At 54.0% G+C, this 20453-nt stretch carries 24 protein-coding genes and 3 tRNA genes; 12 read left to right on the top strand and 15 right to left on the bottom strand.

Features of this window, described 5'->3' with window-relative positions; all coding sequences use genetic code 11:
* Positions 1-93 (top strand): hypothetical protein, encoded by a 93-nt coding sequence (locus AB0A83_RS16000; protein WP_332095490.1) that lies wholly within the window; start codon positions 1-3, stop codon positions 91-93.
* 145 nt (positions 94-238) lie between these two features.
* Entirely contained in the window at positions 239-337 is a 99-nt protein-coding gene (locus AB0A83_RS15995) for a hypothetical protein (protein WP_367154708.1), read from the top strand.
* Between the two features lie 400 nt (positions 338-737).
* Here the strand turns inward: AB0A83_RS15995 and AB0A83_RS15990 are convergent.
* The 4 genes from AB0A83_RS15990 to csrA all read right to left on the bottom strand — a co-directional run bounded on the left by AB0A83_RS15990 (position 738) and on the right by csrA (position 1262).
* Positions 738-813 (bottom strand) — tRNA-Asn (locus AB0A83_RS15990).
* Between the two features lie 15 nt (positions 814-828).
* Positions 829-905 (bottom strand) — tRNA-Arg (locus AB0A83_RS15985).
* A gap of 62 nt (positions 906-967) precedes the next feature.
* A tRNA-Ser gene (locus AB0A83_RS15980) sits at positions 968-1058 on the bottom strand.
* A gap of 12 nt (positions 1059-1070) precedes the next feature.
* Positions 1071-1262 (bottom strand): carbon storage regulator CsrA, encoded by a 192-nt coding sequence (csrA, locus tag AB0A83_RS15975; protein WP_150050044.1) that lies wholly within the window; start codon positions 1260-1262, stop codon positions 1071-1073.
* 242 nt (positions 1263-1504) lie between these two features.
* Between csrA and AB0A83_RS15970 the strand changes: the two genes are divergently transcribed.
* Entirely contained in the window at positions 1505-2746 is a 1242-nt protein-coding gene (locus tag AB0A83_RS15970; RefSeq protein ID WP_232056676.1) for a M20 aminoacylase family protein, read from the top strand.
* A 134-nt stretch (positions 2747-2880) separates the two neighbouring features.
* Here the strand turns inward: AB0A83_RS15970 and purH are convergent, their stop codons facing one another.
* The 4 genes from purH to AB0A83_RS15950 all read right to left on the bottom strand — a co-directional run bounded on the left by purH (position 2881) and on the right by AB0A83_RS15950 (position 6382).
* The gene (gene purH / locus AB0A83_RS15965) at positions 2881-4443 is read right to left on the bottom strand and encodes a bifunctional phosphoribosylaminoimidazolecarboxamide formyltransferase/IMP cyclohydrolase (RefSeq protein WP_150050042.1); all 1563 of its coding nucleotides are present in this window, start codon (positions 4441-4443) and stop codon (positions 2881-2883) included.
* A gap of 29 nt (positions 4444-4472) precedes the next feature.
* The gene (gene fis, locus AB0A83_RS15960; protein ID WP_150050040.1) at positions 4473-4736 is read right to left on the bottom strand and encodes a DNA-binding transcriptional regulator Fis; all 264 of its coding nucleotides are present in this window, start codon (positions 4734-4736) and stop codon (positions 4473-4475) included.
* The gene (gene dusB / locus AB0A83_RS15955) at positions 4737-5714 is read right to left on the bottom strand and encodes a tRNA dihydrouridine synthase DusB (protein ID WP_150050038.1); all 978 of its coding nucleotides are present in this window, start codon (positions 5712-5714) and stop codon (positions 4737-4739) included.
* A gap of 191 nt (positions 5715-5905) precedes the next feature.
* Complete coding sequence (locus AB0A83_RS15950) at positions 5906-6382, bottom strand: hypothetical protein (protein ID WP_150050036.1); 477 nt, start codon at positions 6380-6382, stop codon at positions 5906-5908.
* A gap of 69 nt (positions 6383-6451) precedes the next feature.
* On the opposite strand from AB0A83_RS15950, the gene AB0A83_RS15945 reads away from it, so the two are divergent.
* The 3 genes from AB0A83_RS15945 to AB0A83_RS15935 all read left to right on the top strand — a co-directional run bounded on the left by AB0A83_RS15945 (position 6452) and on the right by AB0A83_RS15935 (position 9638).
* Positions 6452-7252: a helix-turn-helix domain-containing protein gene (locus AB0A83_RS15945; RefSeq protein WP_367154707.1), complete on the top strand. Its 801-nt coding sequence runs from the start codon at positions 6452-6454 to the stop codon at positions 7250-7252.
* A 414-nt stretch (positions 7253-7666) separates the two neighbouring features.
* Positions 7667-8875, top strand: coding sequence for an argininosuccinate synthase (locus tag AB0A83_RS15940; protein WP_150050032.1), 1209 nt, complete (start codon positions 7667-7669; stop codon positions 8873-8875).
* Positions 8876-9011: 136 nt separating this feature from the next.
* Entirely contained in the window at positions 9012-9638 is a 627-nt protein-coding gene (locus AB0A83_RS15935) for a hypothetical protein (RefSeq protein ID WP_150050030.1), read from the top strand.
* A 96-nt stretch (positions 9639-9734) separates the two neighbouring features.
* On the opposite strand, the gene AB0A83_RS15930 is transcribed toward AB0A83_RS15935, so the two are convergent.
* Both AB0A83_RS15930 and cysG read right to left on the bottom strand, forming a co-directional pair.
* A complete protein-coding gene (locus AB0A83_RS15930) occupies positions 9735-10070 on the bottom strand; it encodes a cytochrome c (protein ID WP_150050028.1) in 336 nt (111 codons plus the stop codon).
* A 208-nt stretch (positions 10071-10278) separates the two neighbouring features.
* On the bottom strand, positions 10279-11682 hold the full coding sequence (gene cysG / locus AB0A83_RS15925) for a siroheme synthase CysG (protein WP_367154706.1): 1404 nt from the start codon (positions 11680-11682) through the stop codon (positions 10279-10281).
* Positions 11683-11753: 71 nt separating this feature from the next.
* Between cysG and AB0A83_RS15920 the strand changes: the two genes are divergently transcribed.
* Positions 11754-11984, top strand: a complete 231-nt coding sequence (locus AB0A83_RS15920) for a sulfurtransferase TusA family protein (RefSeq protein ID WP_150050024.1) — start codon at positions 11754-11756, stop codon at positions 11982-11984.
* A 3-nt stretch (positions 11985-11987) separates the two neighbouring features.
* On the opposite strand, the gene AB0A83_RS15915 is transcribed toward AB0A83_RS15920, so the two are convergent.
* A complete protein-coding gene (locus AB0A83_RS15915; RefSeq protein ID WP_150050022.1) occupies positions 11988-12644 on the bottom strand; it encodes an HAD family phosphatase in 657 nt (218 codons plus the stop codon).
* Positions 12645-12797: 153 nt separating this feature from the next.
* Here AB0A83_RS15915 and AB0A83_RS15910 point away from each other — a divergent pair, with 153 nt between their 5' ends.
* Complete coding sequence (locus AB0A83_RS15910; protein WP_150050020.1) at positions 12798-13337, top strand: RNA pyrophosphohydrolase; 540 nt, start codon at positions 12798-12800, stop codon at positions 13335-13337.
* On the opposite strand, the gene AB0A83_RS15905 is transcribed toward AB0A83_RS15910, so the two are convergent.
* From AB0A83_RS15905 to AB0A83_RS15890, 4 genes are all read right to left on the bottom strand, one after another.
* The gene (locus tag AB0A83_RS15905; RefSeq protein ID WP_367154705.1) at positions 13318-14109 is read right to left on the bottom strand and encodes a metallophosphoesterase; all 792 of its coding nucleotides are present in this window, start codon (positions 14107-14109) and stop codon (positions 13318-13320) included. The two genes, AB0A83_RS15910 and AB0A83_RS15905, sit on opposite strands and share 20 nt — an antisense overlap.
* Positions 14110-14120: 11 nt before the next feature.
* Entirely contained in the window at positions 14121-14573 is a 453-nt protein-coding gene (locus tag AB0A83_RS15900; RefSeq protein ID WP_150050016.1) for a GDP-mannose mannosyl hydrolase, read from the bottom strand.
* A 30-nt stretch (positions 14574-14603) separates the two neighbouring features.
* Positions 14604-15920 carry an amino-acid N-acetyltransferase gene (argA, locus tag AB0A83_RS15895; protein WP_367154704.1) on the bottom strand — a complete coding sequence of 439 codons (1317 nt, stop codon included), beginning with the start codon at positions 15918-15920 and terminating at the stop codon, positions 14604-14606.
* Between the two features lie 163 nt (positions 15921-16083).
* On the bottom strand, positions 16084-17010 hold the full coding sequence (locus AB0A83_RS15890; protein ID WP_150050012.1) for a LysR family transcriptional regulator: 927 nt from the start codon (positions 17008-17010) through the stop codon (positions 16084-16086).
* Positions 17011-17141: 131 nt separating this feature from the next.
* On the opposite strand from AB0A83_RS15890, the gene AB0A83_RS15885 reads away from it, so the two are divergent.
* The 4 genes from AB0A83_RS15885 (at position 17142) to AB0A83_RS15870 (ending at position 20219) form a co-directional block, all read left to right on the top strand.
* Positions 17142-17870, top strand: a complete 729-nt coding sequence (locus tag AB0A83_RS15885) for an SDR family oxidoreductase (RefSeq protein ID WP_367154703.1) — start codon at positions 17142-17144, stop codon at positions 17868-17870.
* Positions 17871-17920: 50 nt separating this feature from the next.
* On the top strand, positions 17921-19009 hold the full coding sequence (locus AB0A83_RS15880; RefSeq protein ID WP_367154702.1) for an alkene reductase: 1089 nt from the start codon (positions 17921-17923) through the stop codon (positions 19007-19009).
* Between the two features lie 53 nt (positions 19010-19062).
* Positions 19063-19854: an SDR family NAD(P)-dependent oxidoreductase gene (locus AB0A83_RS15875; RefSeq protein ID WP_367154701.1), complete on the top strand. Its 792-nt coding sequence runs from the start codon at positions 19063-19065 to the stop codon at positions 19852-19854.
* A gap of 185 nt (positions 19855-20039) precedes the next feature.
* A complete protein-coding gene (locus AB0A83_RS15870; protein ID WP_367154700.1) occupies positions 20040-20219 on the top strand; it encodes a hypothetical protein in 180 nt (59 codons plus the stop codon).
* Positions 20220-20453 lie beyond the last annotated feature (234 nt).

The following is a 20453-nucleotide window of genomic DNA, read 5'->3' as shown; positions in this document are numbered from 1 at the left end:
TTGTACAAGTCGCTGGCCGACGATGGCAATCCCAGGTTTGAAACCATCGCCAAGATTGTTGATGCCCTTGGTTGCAAGCTGATTGTGTCCTAATGCATATGCTTAACCCGCCCCATCCGGGCAGCATTTTGAAAAAGGACGTGTTACCCACGCTGGGTATCGGCCCCGCCGAAGCCGCCGGGTTTCTCGGGAAGCGTTATCGCGTGTTCTCAACGGTCGGGCAGCGATTAGTGCCGATATGGCAATCCGGCTGGAAGCTTGGGTGAATGGCCCGACAGCAGAAACATGGTTGTGCTTGCAGGCGGAATATTCCAAACCGGCAAATCGCAGGTTTTAAACAAAAACAGCTTGCCGAGATAGACGAACGCAAATTTGCGTCGGTCTACAAAGCCGGAAATGGACAGGATAGACTTTGTTTCAATCTCGATTCCGTCTTGTCATAATCGATTGCTGACATGAATTGGGATCAGAAATGGGAAGGCTTGCCCCTGCCGGCGGTACTCATCTATGGGGAGCAGTCGAACCGCCGATTTGGCGGTTCGGGTTCAGAAACAGAAGGAAGGGGAGGTAATCTGTGTCAATCAGTCTGGCTATTATTCAGCAACCCCGAATGCTGATGACGAATTGGGAGTAAAAAACTGTTGATCGACATACCCATAAATTGAACAAAAATGCCTACATGAACTCGACAGGCGAAAAAAAAGGACGTGCGATTTATCGTAAGTCCTTGATTTATCTGGCTCCCCCGGACGGGCTCGAACCGCCGACCTAGTGATTAACAGTCACCCGCTCTACCGACTGAGCTACAGGGGAATAATGTATTTGTAATGGCGCGCCCGGAGAGATTCGAACTCCCGACCGCTCGGTTCGTAGCCGAGTACTCTATCCAGCTGAGCTACGGGCGCCTAATTGATCTGTGCATTTTAGGCTGATTTTCTTATTGTGTCAACCTTTATTTTTTATTAAGTGGCGGAGAGAGAGGGATTCGAACCCTCGATGCGCTTTTGGCACATACTCCCTTAGCAGGGGAGCGCCTTCGGCCTCTCGGCCATCTCTCCTAATTCGTTCGTTTATATATCGGATGGTTTGGATTCGGATTGCTCTTTCTTGATTCGTTCGTATATTTCTTCCCTGTGAACGGAAACATCTTTCGGAGCGTTAACGCCAATTCTAACCTGATTGCCTTTTACTCCGAGGACCGTGACAGTAACGTCATCGCCTATCATCAATGTCTCCCCCACTCTACGAGTCAAGATAAGCATATAATCTCCCTACATATCCAAAAGCACTTGTTTGCAGTGCAAGCTGAGTTAGTAATTCTATTCGCTTTTAACAAAAAATGGAAATTTATTTCGCTTTTGTGGTGATTCAAGGTTGAAAAAGAAGTATGAGGCATTGCGTAGTACGTCGGCGTGGAGTTGCTTCTTCATTTAAAGGGACTTTCGTGGGTGATGCTGTCGTTTAGCTGTTGAAAAATGGTTGAGGTTGAGTATGGGACAATTGAATGAGAAATATGCCGGAGCAAGATAGGTTTGATGACTTAGCTGCCGATTTCAGCGTTGTGCCGGAAATTCGGGATTCGATTTCAGAGTTTATCGCGTTGCGGCGCGATTTGCATGCAACCCCGGAGCTATGTTTTCAAGAATTTAAGACATCCGAATTGGTGTCGCGACTGTTGTCGCAATGGGGGATACAAACTCATTGCGGATTAGGAGGCACAGGCGTGGTAGGTGTACTTCGAAGCGGGCAGTCGAAAAACGCAATAGGCTTGCGTGCGGATATGGACGCGTTGCCTATCCAAGAACAAAATACTTTCCCGCACGCTTCTAAAGTAACCGGCAAAATGCACGCGTGCGGTCACGACGGGCATACGGCGATGCTATTGGCTGCAGCTAAACATTTATCGGATAGTGGATGTTTCGATGGAACGGTTTATTTCATTTTCCAGCCTGCTGAAGAGGGCGGCGGCGGTGCCGCGGCGATGATAAAGGATGGATTGTTCGAAAAGTTTCCGATGCAGGCCGTTTATGGCATGCATAATTGGCCAGGCATTGCAGTCGGTCGGTTCGCAATCAGCCCGGGTCCAGTGATGGCTGCATTCGATACGTTTCGCATCGTGATTATTGGCAAGGGATGTCACGCCGCGCTACCTCATATGGGATTGGACCCGGTACCGGTAGCCGCTCAGCTAGTGTTAGGCTTGCAGACAATATTGACGCGCTCGGCGAATCCTTTAGACGTGGGGGTATTGTCGATCACTACAATGCATGTCGGCGAGACAACCAACGTAATTTCCGACAACTGCGAGTTAACCGGTACGATACGCACGTTTTCTGCTGATTTGATGGACCTGATTCAACAGCGTATGCGCGAAATTTCTAGCCACATTTGTCAGGCCTATGGCATGACCTGCAATATCGAGTTTTTCAAAGGTTATCCGCCCACAGTCAACCACGCGGAGCAAGTCGAAATATCGAAAAACGTGATGGCGGGTCTGGTAGGGGAGGATAATGTTCTGGTCCAGCTTCCGGTCATGGGGGCGGAAGATTTTGCGTATATGCTGCAACTGTTGCCCGGAAGTTACTGCTTTATCGGCAACGGCCAAGGTGATCATCGGCTAAACGGCCACGGTGGCGGACCCTGTATGCTGCATAACCCCAGTTATGATTTTAACGATGAGATATTGGCGTTAGGCGCGAGTTATTGGGTGAAATTGGTAGAAACGTGTTTACCTTGCCTAGGGTGATTATTCTGGCAAGAGGGTGCAATGGAAGCGGTGAGTCAGGGGATAAACCGGATGCCCGACGATGTTAAGACGAAAATTGCAGCCGCCGGCAGATCGCATTCATAGGTTCTGCCGGCGAGTTTTTGCAGGAAAAGTTAGTGCTTAAAATGCCGCATGCCGGTCAACACCATGGCAATATTATGTTCGTCGGCGGCAGCGATGACTTCCGCGTCACGGATCGACCCGCCGGGATGAATGACGGCGGTGATTCCTGCCGCTGCGGCAGCATCTATGCCGTCTCGAAACGGAAAATAGGCGTCGGAAGCCATCACCGATCCCGGTACCGACAAGCCTTCGTCGGCGGCTTTGATGCCGGCGATTTTGGCGGAGTATACCCGGCTCATCTGGCCGGCGCCTATGCCTATCGTTCTGCCTTCTTTACCGTAAACGATGGCGTTCGATTTAACGAACTTCGCAACTTTCCAGACGAACATCAAGTCGGCCATTTCTTGCGGAGTCGGGGCGCGTTTACTGACGATTTTGACGTCATTTTTGTCGATGCAACCGGCGTCGGTTTGCTGCACCAGTAGGCCGCCACCGACGCGTTTGAATTCTAAGCCGGTGGCTTTTATTGTGCTCCAGACACCGGTTTCCAATACACGGACATTGGATTTTTTACTCAACGCTGATTTAGCGCCGTCGCTAACCGAGGGGGCAATGATCACCTCAACGAATTGGCGTTGCACAATCTCTGTCGCGGTTTTTTCGTCCAACTCGCGGTTGAAGGCGATGATTCCGCCGAAGGCGGAGGTCGGATCGGTCGCGTACGCCAGATCGTATGCTTGCAAAATGTCGTTTCCGATTGCGACTCCGCACGGATTGGCGTGCTTGACGATTACGCACGCGGCTTGTTCGTCGAATGCTTTAACGCACTCCAATGCCGCGTCCGCGTCCGCAATATTGTTGTAAGAAAGTTCTTTGCCTTGCAGTTGCTTGGCGCAGGCGATGGTGCCGGCGGCGGGGGATTTCTCTCTGTAAAAGGCGGCGTTTTGATGCGGATTTTCGCCGTAACGCATGGCTTGCAATTTGTAAAACTGCAGATTCAAGGTTTGCGGAAAGTCGTCTGCGCTGATTTGTTTCGCTAAATACGCGGAAATCATCGTGTCGTAGCGGGCGGTGTGTTCGAAACTCTTGACGGCCAGTTCAAAGCGGGTTTGCAAGCTCAAGTTGCCCGCATGGCTTTTTAGCTGCTCCAAAATTGCAGGATAATCGGCCGGGTCTACTACTACGGCCACATCTGTATGGTTTTTGGCTGCGCCGCGCAACATGCTCGGACCGCCGATATCGATGTTTTCGATAGCCGTCGCCAGGTCGCAATTTGGATCGGCCGTGGTCTGCTCAAAGGGATACAGATTAACCACTACCATGTCGATGGGGCTTATGCCGTTGGCGGCCATGACGTCATCGTCTATCCCCCTTCGGCCCAAAATGCCGCCATGAACTTTGGGGTGCAGGGTTTTAACGCGTCCATCCATCATTTCCGGAAAACCGGTGTAATCCGACACTTCGGTAACCGGAATTTGGTGTTCCGCGAGCAATTTTGCGGTACCGCCGGTCGATAACAATTCGACGCCCATCTGGTGCAGGCCACGGCAAAAGTCTAAAACGCCGTTTTTATCCGACACACTGACCAGTGCGCGGGTTACTTTTTTGTTCATGTAGTCCTCGGTGATGATAAATTCGGCGGTTAACCAATGCCGTATTGATCCAGTTTTTTTCGTAAGGTGCTGCGGCTTAGACCTAATACCTTGGCGGCTTTGCTTTGGTTGAAGTCGGCGTGCTTCATCGCCGTTTCGAGTAAGGGCCTTTCCACTTCCGCCAATACCAGCTGGTAAAGCCCGCTAGAGTCATGTCCGTTGAGATGGCTAAAATAATCTTCGACGCATTGGCGTACATGATCGGATAGCGTTTGACTAGCAGCGCTTTTAAGGGGGGTAGATTGATCTTCCATTTAAACGACTCGGGGGATGATGTATTTAAACGCTGTATCGACTTGGGCTAGCTGTAGTGAAGGGGTTTCGGCTTGGTTGATGCACCGTTTAATGGCCGGCGGCACGTTACCGATCTGATTTAAATACCAGCTAATGTGTTTCCTAGCGATTCTAACACCACTGGAGTTACCGTAAAAACGATATAAATCGAGTAAATGACGGTCGATGACGGTTTTGATTTCGCTCATCGAAATGACGAAAGGATTTTGCTGGTTGAGCTGCGCATCGATTTCGCGAAATATCCAAGGCCTGCCTTGCGCAGCCCGGCCTATCATCACGGCGTCGGCCCCTGTGTAATTTAACACACGTTCCGCTTTTTCCGGGCTGTCGATGTCGCCGTTGGCAATGACCGGAATGCCGACGCTTTGTTTCACAGCTTTGATCGTATCGTATTCGGCGTGCCCTTCGAATTTACAGGCCCGGGTTCTGCCGTGGATGGTTAAGGCCATTACTCCGCAATTCTGTGCGATTTGGGCTATTTTTAACGCATTTTTTTGGTTTTTGTCCCAACCGGTGCGGATTTTCAGGGTAACCGGGATTTGCACGGCTCCAACTACCGCCGACAAAATGCGCTCGACTAAGTCTTCGTCCTTTAACAAGGCCGAACCGGCAGCGATCGCACACACTTTCTTGGCCGGACAGCCCATGTTGATGTCGATGATTTGAGCGCCGCGTTCCTGGTTCAAACGAGCGGCTTTGGCCAACTGGGACGGTTCGGTGCCGAGTATCTGAACAGAGCGTAAACCGACCTCGCCGTCGATAACCGTTTTGCGTAAGGTGCGGGGGTGATTTTGCAATTGAGTGTGGGACGTCACCATTTCCGACACTGTCAATCCGGCGCCGAATTCAGCACATAGGCGGCGGAACGGATTGTCGGTGATGCCGGCCATCGGCGCCAGCATCACGCGGTTCGGTAAGGAGTATGGGCCGATTTGCATGCGGGTTTGCACTTCCAAAAAGGCCGCACATCATACCCGAAACTTCGCGCCGGGTTGACGAAATTTGTTCGGTTTAATCCAAGTCTAAAGCCATTTTGGCGATAGGCTACGGCTGCTTAACGCGCTACTCCCGCTTGAATTTGAACGAGGGGAGTGTCCTACGACAGGGCGAAGGGTATTTGAGAGCCGGGTTATAAATCGCCGTTGTTTTTGCCGTTGGCATAACACCGCCAAGCTGCCCGCATCACCAACAGCACTGCACCCAGAAACCCGACGGTGGTCAAGCTAAAGCTCAGTGCCGCCGGCAACGGAAAATGCGGTTCCACCACTACCGTTATCGGGGCTTTAGGCGTCAAGCCGCGCAGCAAAAATGCCAACGGATTGAAAAACGCCCCAAAGCAGCAAGCGCCAACCAGCCACAGGGGCGGCTCGATATGCCACTGGCGAAAGGCTAAGAAAAAAATCAACAAAAACTGCGCCATCATCAGATAATCGATATGGGCGCGGATCACGTCGTCGCGCTCGACTAAATGTTCGGCTAAAGCACTGTTCGGAAAAAACAAGCTGACGCCCAATACCCAGGCAATGGCCAAGGCCATGCTCAGGCATAAGCCGGCCCCGGCCAGCAGAATCAAGTGAGTGGTGTTAAAGGTGGATGATTGAAACATGAGAATCCTCGGCAAACAATGGGTTGACGGCGGCAAATCTTGCCGGTGCGACGAGTGGGAGCGTAACCGATGATGCCAACTCCGCGCTTGTACCAACCTGCTACGATCAAAGCTTTCGATGCGCTGTGGGACATCCGCGACGGCCGTACCTTTTTCAGTGGGCCGTTGTATGACTGCGCGGCTCACCAGCATGGCGCACCGGTATTTCTGGCCGGGCTGTATGGGAAATTCCGCCTGCGTTTGCCCGGCACCGATTGGCATTGGTGCCGCACCGCCGTGATCCCCGCCGGCGTGCTGCACGAATTGGTGGTCGGCGGCGAGCCGATTACCGTGCTTTACCTGGAACCGACCGTCGCCGGCCTTGACGCTTTTCTGCCGTTGCTGAAAAACGGCCAAGCGCAACACGGTGCGCTGGTTGCCGATGGCGGCGAAATCGCCTTTATGCGCGAACTATACGAGCAGCGCTACCGATCCGACTGGACGGCGGATGCTTTACGGGATTTGCTGGAATATGCCAAGCGCAAATCGTCCGGCGCGGTAGTCGATCCGCGCTTGCGGCAAGCGCTCGAATACCTGCATTGCCACAATGGCGAGTTGACCCCGTTGGCTGCCGTGGCTGCGCAAGCGGGTTTGTCGCCGTCGCGTTTTCAACACCTGTTCGTCCAACAAATCGGCGTACCGTTTCGCCGCTACCGTGCCTGGAGCCGCATGCGCCAAGCGCTGACCCGCATTGTGTCGGGCGATAATTTCACCGTCGCCGCCCACGCCGCCGGCTTTAGCGATTCCGCCCACTTCTGTCACGACTTTCGCAAAACGTTCGGGGCGGTGCCCAGCATCAGTCTGCGCCGCTTGGCTCGATTGCAAACGTGATTGCTTAATCGCTCGACCACACAGCAATGGGGTAAGCGTTGCGGCCAAACAAAGGTGCAAGTTTGATTAACAAAAAAAGCGAGCGATTGCTAATCCGCCGGTCCGTTCCGCATGCCAGCGAAGCTTATGACAGTTCCAGCCGCAATCGCCGTCAAACCTGTTCAACAGCGTTTGTTCGATACCGTGCGCGAGTATTTTTAGGCGGTTGGCAACTGGAGCAATGGGTAAGGCTACGTAGCTTGGGACAAATTCTGCTGCTGCAGGCTCGCGGGGCACATTAAAAACAGGGTTTTTTACCGCTCAAACAAAACTGCGGTCCGATCCTGCGGGGATACTTTTTTAATCATTCAAGTTTTCCGGCGGGCACTATATAATTTCGCCCACTTTTTAAATAAACAGGGTGCGAAACAAATTATGTCCGACGTTAAAAAAGTCGTGCTTGCCTACTCGGGCGGCCTGGACACCTCGGTGATTTTAAAGTGGTTACAGGATGTTTACCAATGCGAGGTAGTGACTTTTACCGCCGATATCGGCCAAGGTGAAGAGTTAGACCCGGCCAGGGCTAAAGCGAGCGCCGCGGGTATCAAAGAAATTTACATCGACGATTTGCGCGAAGAGTTCGCACGGGATTTCGTGTTTCCGATGTTTCGGGCCAATACGATTTACGAAGGCGAATATTTGTTGGGTACCTCGATCGCCAGACCGTTGATCGCCAAACGCTTAATCGAAATCGCCAACGAAACCGGGGCCGACGCAATTTCCCACGGCGCAACCGGCAAAGGCAACGATCAGGTGCGTTTCGAGCTGGGGGCTTACGCTTTGCGTCCGGACATCAAAGTGATTGCCCCTTGGCGGGAATGGGATTTGAATTCGCGGCAAAAACTGTTGGATTATGCGGAAAGCCATGGTATCTCCGTGGAAATGAAAAAGGGTAAATCGTCCCCTTATTCGATGGACGCCAACTCGCTGCATATTTCGTACGAAGGGCGGATATTGGAAAATCCTTGGACGGAACCGGAAGAGGATATGTGGCGCTGGACGGTTTCCCCGGAAAACGCGCCGGATCAAGCCACCTATATCGAGTTAACTTATCGCAACGGTGACATTGTCGAGATCGACGGCATTCCTTATACGCCGCATCAGGTGATGGAAAATCTCAACAAAATCGCCGGGGCTAACGGCATAGGCCGTTTGGATATTGTCGAAAACCGTTATGTGGGCATGAAATCGCGCGGTTGTTATGAAACTCCGGCCGGTACCGTAATGCTGAAAGCTCATCGCGCCATCGAATCTTTAACTTTGGATAGGGAAGTGGCGCATTTGAAGGACGAATTGATGCCGCGCTACGCGTCACTCATTTACAACGGTTACTGGTGGAGTCCGGAAAGGAAATTGCTGCAAACCATGATCGACGCTTCTCAACTCAATGTAAACGGCAAAGTCAGAGTCAAGCTCTATAAAGGTAACGTTATCGTGGTGGGGCGCATGTCCGACAATAGTTTGTTCGACGAAAACATCGCTACATTCGAGGAAGATGGCGGAGCATACAATCAGAAAGATGCGGAAGGCTTCATTAAACTCAATGCGTTAAGGATGAGGATCGCCGCAAAAAAAGGCCGGTGATTCGCCATTAGCGTCATAAAACAGGACATTTCCAAGGAAGTTTGTATAATTGAGCAACTGAATCGGGGGGTGTTGAGCGCCTTTTAGTCGCCGTTTTCTCCCGATACCGCTTCCTGATTAGCCATACATAACAATAATGAGCAATAAGCCTGAGATTAATCCGGATGGTGCCGATAGCGACGCAAGTCCGCTAGCGATGCTTCAGGTTGTGCAGACACACCGAGCCTTAGTGAAAGCCAACCGAATATTGCTGGGCTTGGTATTTGTATTGATGCTGGCGGTGTTTATCTTGGGCTTAATCGTCGTGCCTAAGCCCTCGTTTACGGCTAAAGCGGATGCCGGTCAAATCGCGCAAGCCGCTTACGCTTTGCAAAATCCGGCGATTTCAGCAGAGATCAACGCTTTGAAAGCTCAGATGTTCGGTTTGGTCAGCGGTTCTATAGAAAGCAAACTCCGCTCTCTGGAAGACAGTATCAAACGGGGAAGCCTGACGGATTCGCTGAACACCCTGCAGGATCTCAAAAGCGACGTCAAGGTGCTGAATGGTTACGCGCCTAATTCGCCAGCCAAATCGGCCGACCCCGGCGTCAATCAGCAATTGATAAAGGAAGTCACTGACTTAAAAGATTTCGTTTATTTAACTTTTATTTCCTGCGGTTTAATGCTGGCCGGGGTGGCGGGAATCTGGTTGCGCTATCGATACCGTTTAACGCATCAAAGCGGTTATGCGGTTTTATTGGAGAGAGACAAGCAGCAACGCTAATCGTAATCGTCGCTTTGTCGGTGTGATTTTTGCGCCCATTAAAAAAGCCGCCTCACTAACGTGGGCGGCTTTTTTGCGTCTAAAACGCCGGTAGTCTTATTGGCTCAAGAATGAGTAAACTGCGTCGATCGCTTGATCTTCGGTGTAGCCTGCTTTTTTGACAGGGCCAACTGCCATGATGGCTTCCATCGCTTTAGGCATGCCGTTTTTACCGTTTTTCAAAACAGTAGCGAATTGGTCTTTCGGTAATTTACCCGCTTTGATCAGTTCTTTCAGTTGTGGGTTAGAGGCGATGTCGTGGCAAGCTCCGCAACCGCGTCCGAAAGCGCGTTCGTAGATTTTTGCGCCAACTTCTTCCGCTTCGCCGGCGGCGACTTGACTGCTGATTGCAATCAGGATTGCACCTGCTAATAAACCGAATGATTTTTTCATTATTGTGTTCTCTCGTTGTGATTTAAAGAAAGCCGTAGATCTCACAAGCAATCTACAGACCAATGGGAAAAACGCGTGAAAGGATAGGGAATTTTGCAGAAAAATTCAATCGCTTTTCTGTTAAACAGGAGCATTTCACGGGCTTTCGGCGCTAAGTGTTAACTCCATAACTTAAAGTCTACTGAAAAAACAAATGCCTTTAATCCGGCTAAATACGGCTTGCCGGCGAACTACGAAACCAGGACAGTTTTTCATGCAGTCTGACTACACTGCCGACGATAATCAGGGTGGGTGGTTTGATGTCCGCTTGCTCCGCAAGGTCCGGCATGCTGCAAAGAGTTCCCGTCAATACCCGCTGTTGCGACGTGGTGCCTTGTTGCACGATAGCGATCGGATGGTCAGCCGGACAGCCGTGCTCGATCAGTGCGGCGCAAATCGCACGCAAACCGACCAGGCCCATGTAGATGACTATGGTTTGATTAGGGACTGCCAATTGTTTCCAATTCAGGTTGATCGTGCCGTCTTTCAAATGGCCGGTCACGAAGGTGCAAGATTGGGCGTGGTCGCGGTGGGTTAGCGGAATGCCGGCATAACTCGCGCAGCCGGCGCCGGCGGTGATTCCGGGTACTACTTGAAAGTCTATGCCTTGTTGCATCAAGGTTTCGATCTCTTCGCCGCCACGTCCGAAAATGAAGGGGTCGCCGCCTTTTACCCGGGCGACGCGTTTGCCGGCCAAGGCTAGATTAGCCAGTAGCTCGTTGATCGATTCTTGCGCTAGGCTGTGCTGACTTCGTTGTTTGCCGACGTAGATTTTTTGCGCGTCGCGCCTGGCCATGTCCAGAATGCCGGCCGATACCAAACGATCGTAGACGATCACGTCGGCTTGTTGCATTAGGCGCAGTGCCCTAAACGTTAACAAATCCGGGTCGCCGGGGCCCGCGCCGATCAAATAAACCTCGCCGCGTTTAGTGTCGACAGAGTTTTGAGCATGTAATTCCTGGCTCAAGCGCTGTTCCGCTTGGTCGATTTTTCCGGAAAAAACCAATTCCGCTATGGGGCCGGATAATACGGATTCCCAAAATGCTCTGCGTTGATTGATGTCCGTAATGGCTTGTTTTACCGGCTGACGGAATTTCTCGGCAAACCGCGCCAGAGCGCCGTAAGCGGCGGGAATTGCGCTTTCGATTTTGGCCCTTACCAAGCGGGCCAGAACGGGGGAGAGGCCGCCTGTCGACGAGGCGATGATTAGCGGTGAGCGATCCACGATAGCCGGAAACACGAAGCTGCATAAGTCCGGGTTGTCTACCACATTTACCGGAATGGCCGAGGCTTGGGCGGCGGCGGCGACTAGTTCATTGATTGTTCTATCGTTGGTAGCGGAAATGACCAAGCGCATGCCCGTAACATCGGCGGCTTCGAAGGCTTTTTGCCGGATGTCAAGGTTCAAGCCGGGTTGCAGCGCCGCAACGCTGCTACCGATGTCTTGCGCGACGACGCTGATACGCGCGCCGGTTTTGCCTAAAATTTCGATCTTACGAGCGGCAATGTCGCCAGCCCCAACGACCAGACAAGGTTGCTCGGCGAGCTTCATAAACAAGGGGAAGTATTCCATATCGGCTTGATTTTCGGCGGGTAATGTTGGTGATATGATGCAGGGACTAGAGAATTCCTGAGAAAACGCAAATGTTCGAATTTGATTTTGAGGTCGACGCGACCGGATTACAATGCCCCTTGCCGTTATTGAGGTTGAAAAAGGCCATCATGGCGATAGAAAGCGGTGCGGTAGTGAAAGTGATTGCTACCGATCCCGCGGCACACTTGGATTTCGGCGTTTATATCGATCAGGCGGGCCATTCGCTGGTACATAATTTGCGCGAGCCGGACCGGCAAATTTTTTATATCAAGAAAAAATAGCGTCTAGCCGCGCAAGCTGATGATATCCCAACCTGCCCGTTGGGCTTCGTCTCTCAAGGTGGGGTCCGGATCCACCGCCACCGGTTTGTCCACCAAACGCAGCAGCGGCAAATCGTTGTGCGAATCGCTATAAAAGCAGCTGTTAGTCAGGCTTTCTCCGTTGGCACTAAGCCATTGCTGCAAGTGACGGACTTTACCCTCCTGAAAACAGGGAGTACCGATAAAATCGCCGGTATATTCGCCGTTCGCTTGCGCCGGGGTTGTCGCCAGCAGGTAATCGATGCCGTATAGCTTGACGATGGGTTCGGTGACGAAACGGTTGGTCGCGGTGATGACCAGCAGCGTATCGCCGGCTTGCCGATGTTTTTCGACCAGCTCGTGTGCGGCCGGCAAAGTAATCGGCTCTATAATCTCGCGAACGAACTCGTCGCGCCAGCGATGCAGTTGTTCGGCTTTGTGCGCGGCAAGCGGCGCCAAAGAGAAGCGTAAAAACGCCACGATGTCCAATACCCCGTGTTTGTAATCCTCGTAAAACTTCGCGTTGGCTTCCTCGTAATAGCTCTTGTCGACTATGCCGCGGTCGACCAGAAATTGTCCCCATAAGAAGTCGCTGTCGTCGGCGATCAGCGTGTTGTCCAAATCGAAAATCGCTAAGCTCACGTAAAACCTGATAGTTAAGAAATTAAACCGAGCGGCTTATGGTTTCCGCCGCGCATTTGTGGAACAATTGCGCCCATTAATTTATTGGCGGGCCCGGTGGCGATTTTAACATTCCGTCGTTCCGATCGGGCCGCATATAGTACAGGTTTTTACATGATAGACTCGAAAGGATACCGGCCTAACGTCGGCATTATCCTTTGCAATGACGAGGGTCGTGTGTTCTGGGCCAAACGCAAGGGGGCCAACTCGTGGCAGTTTCCACAAGGCGGAATCGATTGCAATGAAGATCCTGAAACCGCGATGTATCGGGAATTGTGGGAAGAAACCGGCTTGCAGGCGCAGCACGTTCAGATCATCGGTCGTACCCGCTATTGGTTGCGCTACAAGCTGCCTGAACGCTACATCCGCAAGAATTCGCTGCCCTTATGCATAGGCCAAAAGCAGATTTGGTTTATGTTGCGCTTGCGCGCGGACGAATCCATCGTGCGTTTCGATTGCGGGCAAAAACAAGAGTTCGATAGCTACAAATGGGTGGAGTATTGGTACCCTTTGCAGGACGTTGTGTACTTCAAGCGCAGAGTTTATCGAAAAGCCATGGACGAATTGGGCGCGTTGTTACTGACGGGAGACGCCGGCATAGACGCCTCCGGCTATCTAAACGGTTTGCAAGAGGTTAATAGCCCGGCGCTTTAGGGTCTAAATCCCGCATATCCAACGGCACGCGGCGGCATTCGGTGGCGAATGTTCCATCGTCGACTAGCGAAAAAAGTCGGTATCCCGGCGGCAGATTGTCCAACGCGTATTGATGGGATTGCGGGGCGAATTGAAAACAGCTGGAGGGCGTGCCGAATAGGCTAATAGTGCCGAATTTGCGGGCGAATTCTTGATGGACGTGGCCGCAGGTTACCAGTTTGACTTGCGGATATTCGGCCAATAGTTGCAAAAACGCTGCGCTGTTGTCGATCTGCATGCTATCCATCCAGGGCGAGCCGGTCGCTATGCAATGATGATGAACCGCGATCAGGGTCGGGCGGTGGGCATTGTGCTCCAACGTTTCCCGCAAAAACTGCAATTCCGCTTGGGCTAACGTGCCGGTTTGGCTATCAGCCTGCTGGCTATGCAAGACAATGATAGACCAGGCGCCCAATTGAAAAGTGCGTTCGCACACTATTTGGCCGCCGCTCAAGTTTTGCTGCATGAGTTCGAAGTCGTCGTGATTTCCGGGCAAACATAAGCAGGGTAGGCCGGTCTTTTCCAGATGTTGACGAATTCTTAGATAGACCTCCTGGCACGGGTCTTGAGCCAAATCCCCGGTAAGCAACAGCAAATCGCACCGGGGGTGTGCGTCCAGCGCGTGCCGTAAGGTTTGTAGAAAAAACGCTTCGGTATCGATGCCCAGCATGGTGGCAGCGCGCGGCGTTTTTAAGTGCAAATCGGTGATTTGCAAGACGGTATGGGTAGCCATGGCTAACAGAGTTATTGCAGATAAGGAAAATACGCTAGGCTGTTGAAATGGGCCTCGCTTAGGTCGTCGTCCGCGGCGAACCAGCGGTAAGCACTGTGCTGTTGGTCCGGCAAGCCTAAGTCGGCTGCTTCCAAGTGCAACTGATAGGCCAGCACCACATAATGCGTGCCTATTCCGGCAGCTCCGGCAAAGTTGTCGGCATAAATATGGGTGAAAGCGCCCAATAAAACCCCTGCCGAAATTTCCAGTTCAATACCCAATTCGGTCAAACTAATGCGTTTAAATGCATCTTCCAGGGTTTCCCCTTTATAAATTCGCCCGCCCGGTACAAACCAATAGCCGGCTGCAGGCCGATTGATTCTTTTGCCCATCAAGACTTTGCCGTTTTGCGCGCGAACCACCAAATCGATGGAAACCAGCGGGGTGTTTTTTACGGTAGCCAGGAATTCTTCTTTGCTCAACATGTGAATAGGAAACGTTGGGTGGGGCAGTATTCAAGCAATGGTTTTGTAAAACACTTTGGAATTGCGTTGATAGTTGTAGGTCATTTTAATCGGTTCGGGTAGATCGGCGATATCGCAAGGGAGAAACCCGCGCTCCACGAACCAGTGCGCGGTTTGGGTGGAACGGACGAACAGGCGTTCGATGCTCTGTTGGGCGGCCTTTTGCGTCAAATGTTCCAGCAAGCGATTGCCGCGGGCGCCTTTGCGATACTCCGGGTGTACCGCCAGACAGGCGATTTCCGCATTTTGTCCGTCCGGCATGACGTGAAAGGCGGTGCAACCGATGATCAGTCCGTCGCGTTCGATGACGATATAGTCGCCGATTTGCATTTCCAGCTTTTCCCTGGAGCGTTTGACCAAGATGCCTTGCTGTTCCAAAGGCTTGATCAATTCCATGATGCCGCCGATGTCGTCCAAGGTCGCGGGGCGCAAGGTTTCGAATTCTTGCGAACTGATCAGCGTGCCCACACCGTCGCGGGTAAACAATTCCAGCAATAGGCCGCCGTCTACGTGCCGGTCGATCAAATGTGCGCGCTGCACGCCGCGGCGACAGCTTTGAATCGCGGCATTCAAAGAATGTACCACCGGTTCCGGCATGTCCGGGTATTGTTGCAACAAGCGGCCGGCTTGATCGGCAGTCAATTGTTGTATCGGCTGTTTGTCGACCGGCGACAAACACAGTTGGTCGGTCAACAGGATCAATTTTTCGGCATGCAGGGCAATAGCCACCTCGGTGGCCACTTCTTCCGCCGATACATTAAACACCTCGCCGCTGGGCGAATAGCCTATCGGTGAAATCAACACCACGTTTTGTTGATCCAACTGTTGGTGTATCGCTTCGGCGTCTATGCGTCTGACCTTGCCGGTATAACAGTAATCTATGCCGGCCAGTACTCCCAAGGGTTGCGCGGTGACGAAATTGCCGGAAGCCACCCGGATTTTAGCGCCGGCCATCGGCGATCCGGACACGCCCATGGACAACAAAGCCTCTATCTCCACCCTAACCAAGCCCGCGGCTTGCTTGACGTATCGCAGGGTGTTGATGTCGGTGATGCGTAAATGGTGGTGAAATTTTGGCGTGTCGCCTTGCTGTAATACCCGTTCGTCGATTTGCGGGCGTATGCCGTGCACCAACACCAAGCGGGCGCCAAGGCTTTTCAGCATGGCCAGATCATGGATTAGCGAATCGAAACCGGTTTCCGTTACCGCCGCGCCGCTGAAAAAGATCACGAACGTGCGATTGCGGTGCGCGTGTATATAAGGTGCGGAGTTTCTGAACCAATTGACGAAGGTAGTAGGGTCTTGCATAAACCGAGTGTTATCCGGGCAAAATGACGAGCGGGGCATGGTAGTTTAGATGCACGGGCGAAGTCCAGTGGTAGCCTTGTCCACCGATAAGGAACCGGAAATAGTGGTGGAATAGGCCGGGACGCCAATCGGACGAGTCCTGCGGTGCTAATCCCTCTCATCGTTAGGTCCGCGTCGGCGCTATCGGCTGCAAATACGGCTTCATGATGTCTTCCAGCCAACACATGAAGACCTGCACCCGCCGAGACAGATGGCGGCGGTTGCTGTATAGCAGCGTTACCGGCAACGGTTCGGCCCGATAGTCCGGCAGAACTTCGATCAACTCGCCGCGCCGAACGTAGGGTTCCAGGTTGGGTTCCGGTGCTTGGATAATACCCAAGCCGGCCAGACACGCGGAGAAATAGGCGATCGAACTATTGACGGTCAGCTTGCCGGCCATCGGCAGGTTGCGGACCTCGCCGCTGGCGGCGTCGACGTATTCGAAGCCGGCCGGTTTGCTGCCCAAGCTCAAGGCATAGTGAATCAGGCGATGTTCGGCCAACTCGGCCAGGGTTTGCGGGACGCCGTGGGCGGCGGCGTAAGTGGGACTCACGCAGTTCATTTGCCGATAGGCGCCCAAGCGCCGGGCAACCAAACGCGAGTCCGAAATGTTACCGGCCCGCATCACGCAATCGAAGCCGTCGCCGACGATATCGACGAAGTGGTCGGCGGCGCTGAGTTCGACTTCGACGTTAGGATAGCGGGCCATGAATTCCGGCAAGCGCGCCATCACGATGCCGGCCACCGCGCCGACCGACATATCCACTCGCAACCGGCCGCGCACGTCGGCCGGATCAATTCGGAACATGTCTTGCAATTCTTCGGCGTCGGCCAGCCATTCCAGGCAGCGTTGGTAAAACACCTGGCCGTCCTGGGTCATTTGTACTTGCCGGGTGGTGCGGTGCAACAAGCGGATGCCGGTCTGGTTTTCCAACCACTGTACAGCCAGCGAGGTCGAGGCCTTGGGCAGGCCTAAATCCGCCGCTGCCTGCGTGAAACTGGCCGCTTCGGCGACCCGGACGAAGATTTTAATCGCGTCGAGTTGATTCATCGTGGAGAACTGTTATTCGATTTTGAACAGTGTTATCGGAATTTGCCCGTTTATCCGATTAATTCCTAAAAATATACTGAATCCCGTCTATTTCAACCGGCGCGGTTGCGCCGCAAACCACGGAGGTTCGGATGGGAAACGTCGCTTTAGTCACCGGCGGGTCGCGCGGTATCGGCAAAGCCGTCGCGCTACGTCTTGCGCAAGACGGCTTCGACATCGCGGTCAATTACGCCGCTAACGCTCAGGCCGCCGAAGCGGTCGCCGCGCAAATCCGCCGGATCGGCCGGCAAGCCGTCGCCTTGCCAGCCGATGTAAGTCATCCGGCGCAAGTCGCCGAGTTATTCGCCAACGCCGAGCAAGCACTGGGCCGCATCGACCTACTGGTCAACAACGCCGGCATCATGCCATTGCAAACGCTGGCGGAGGCCGACGACGCGAGCTTCGACCACATCGTCGCGGTCAACTTGAAAGGCACCTTCAACACCTTGCGTTTAGCGGCGACCCGTTTGAACGACGGCGGCCGCATCGTCAATTTTTCGACCAGCGCGATCGGTCTGGCCCTGCCCGGCTACGCGGTCTACAACGCCTCCAAGGCTGCGGTGGAAGCCTTGTCCCGCACCTTTGCCAACGAATTGCGCGGCCGTAATATCACGGTGAATTGCGTCGCGCCGGGACCGACCGATACCGAGTTGTTCTTCCAAGGCAAGACTGCCGAACAAGTCGAACGCTTACGCAAGCTGCCGCCGCTGGAGCGCATCGCCACACCGAACGATATCGCCGCGCTCGTCGCCTTTCTGGCCGGCCCGGACGGCGGCTGGATCAACGGCCAGGTCTTGCGCGCCAACGGCGGCATGAATTGAACCCAAATACCGCTTTCCATGAACAACACGAACTAATCCAGGAGCAAACCATGTCCAAGCAACTATTAACGTCCTTTCCATTGCACGATTTAACGCTGAACAATCGCGTGGTACTAGCCCCGTTGACCCGCGCCAGGGCCGGCAAGGAACGGCTGGCCAATGCCACGATGGCCGAATACTACCGGCAACGCGCCTCCGCCGGCTTGCTGATCAGCGAAGCGACTTCGATTTCCGAGCAAGGCTTGGGCTGGGTGGAAACACCCGGCATTTACAGCGACGCGATGGCGCAGGCCTGGCGGCCGGTGACCGACGCGGTACACAGCCGGGGCGGCAAGATGTTCATGCAACTGTGGCATTGCGGCCGGGCCTCGCACAGCAGCTTTCACGGCGGCGAGCCGGCCGTTGCGCCGTCCGCGATAAAACTAAACGGCGATTACATCCACACGCCTATGGGCAAACAACCTTACGAAACGCCCCGCGCGCTGGAAACCGCCGAATTGGCCGGCATCGTCGAGGATTACCGCCGCGCCGCCGAACGCGCCTTGCGGGCCGGCTGCGACGGCATCGAAATCCATGCCGCCAACGGCTACTTGTTGGACCAATTTCTGCAATCCAAAACCAATCATCGCAACGACGCCTACGGCGGCAGCATCGCAAACCGCTATCGGCTGCTCGGCGAAGTGGTCGCGGCGATCGCCACGGTATGGCCATCGCACCGCATCGGCGTGCGGCTGTCGCCCAATGGCGCCTTCAACGACATGGGCTCGGCCGATTATCGCGAACAATTCGCTTACGTTGCCCAACAACTCGACAAACTCAACCTGGCCTATTTGCACGTGATGGACGGCCTGGGCTTTGGATTTCACCATCTCGGCGCCGCGATGACTTTGACCGAATTCCGTCACTATTTCCACGGGCCGTTGATGGGCAACTGCGGCTACGACCAAGCCAGCGCCGAACAAGCTGTCGCGTCCGGCGCGGCCGACCTGATTGCGTTCGGCCGGCCGTTCATCAGCAATCCGGATCTGGTCGAACGCTTTGCCAAGAACGCGGCATTGAATCCGGAAGCCGACGTGGCCCACTGGTACACGCCGGGCGGCGCCACGGGCTACATCGATTTCCCCTGTTTGCAGTATTAATCGGCTAGTCTCAGCCACACAGAACCTATCACCGCAATCGGTAAGGAGTCGTTATGGATCTGCAATTACACGACAAAACCGCACTGGTGACCGGCAGCACCGCCGGCATCGGCTTCGCCATTGCCAAGGCGCTGGCCGGCGAAAGCGCGAACGTCATCGTCAACGGCCGCTCGCCGGAGTCGGTGGCGCAGGCGATCGAAGAACTCGCGCCGTTCGCCGCCCAGCCACTACTCGGCTTTGCCGGCGATTTGTCGCGGGCCGACGCGGCGGAAGCCTTGCTGGTTGCCCATCCCCAGGTGGATATTTTGATCAACAACCTCGGTATCTTCGAGCCGGTCGCGTTCGAAGACATTCCGGACGCCGACTGGCGCCGGCTGTTCGAAGTCAACGTGCTGAGCGGCGTGCGCTTGGCCCGGTTGTATCTTCCGTCGATGCGCGCCGCCGACTGGGGCCGGATCGTGTTCATCTCCAGCGAAAGCGGCGTGCAAATCCCGGCGGAAATGATCCATTACGGCATGACCAAGTCCGCGCAAATTGCGGTGGCGCGCGGTCTGGCCGAACACGTGGCCGGCACCGGCATCACCGTCAATTCGGTGTTGCCCGGCCCGACCCGCTCGCGCGGCGTCGGCGATTTCGTCAACGAGCTGGCCGCGCAACAAGGCCAAAGTTTCGAGGCCTTCGAACAACAATTCTTCGAAACCGTCCGTCCGACGTCGTTGATCAAACGTTTCGCGACGACCGACGAAGTCGCCTCGCTGGTCTGTTATCTGGCCAGCCCGTTGGCCTCGGCAACCACCGGCGCCGCGCTGCGGGTTGACGGCGGCGTGATCAAAAGTGCATTCTGATCTGAAATTGATCAGCGACGGCAGGGTGGATTCGCCGACCCTGCCGTCGTCATTTTCCGGACGGCCAAAAACGGCGGTTGCCTATGCGGCGCCGTAACCGCCAAGCCTGAACGCCCGGGATGCCTGCGGTGGTGCGCATCCCGGGCGGTCTTTCTGGCGACCGATAGGAGCTGTCAGCGGCTCAAATGCTGAAACTGTATTTGATGCGTCGGGCCATTGACGTGTATTGCAAAGATGCCAAGCAGTACCTCGGCTTCCTGAAAGAGCAAAGCAACCACTATGCAGCCTATACTGCGTCCATCCATTTGGCGGCTATCCGCCAACAGCACGGACCGGCAAACTGTGGCACGTTTTTCGCGCCATGATTACCGGAGGCTTTGGATAGCCTGAAAGCGGTATCGGGTGACGCAGTCGCCAGGGTGATGGAGGCCATTGATGCACACATACAGTGTTGGTTTTCGCAAGTCTTTAACTAGGCCCAAAACGCTTAGGCTTGAGGCCTTGGAAATCAACAATGAGCCTACGCTAGGCCGGTAAAAACGAACTCCGAAACTTTTGTTAGTAAGGGCGGGGCGAGCGCTAAATCATTGACTATGCCA

Source organism: Methylomonas sp. HYX-M1, from assembly GCF_040741385.1.
GTDB classification, from domain to species: Bacteria; Pseudomonadota; Gammaproteobacteria; order Methylococcales; family Methylomonadaceae; genus Methylomonas; species Methylomonas rhizoryzae.
This window is presented reverse-complemented; position numbering and strand designations above follow the sequence as displayed.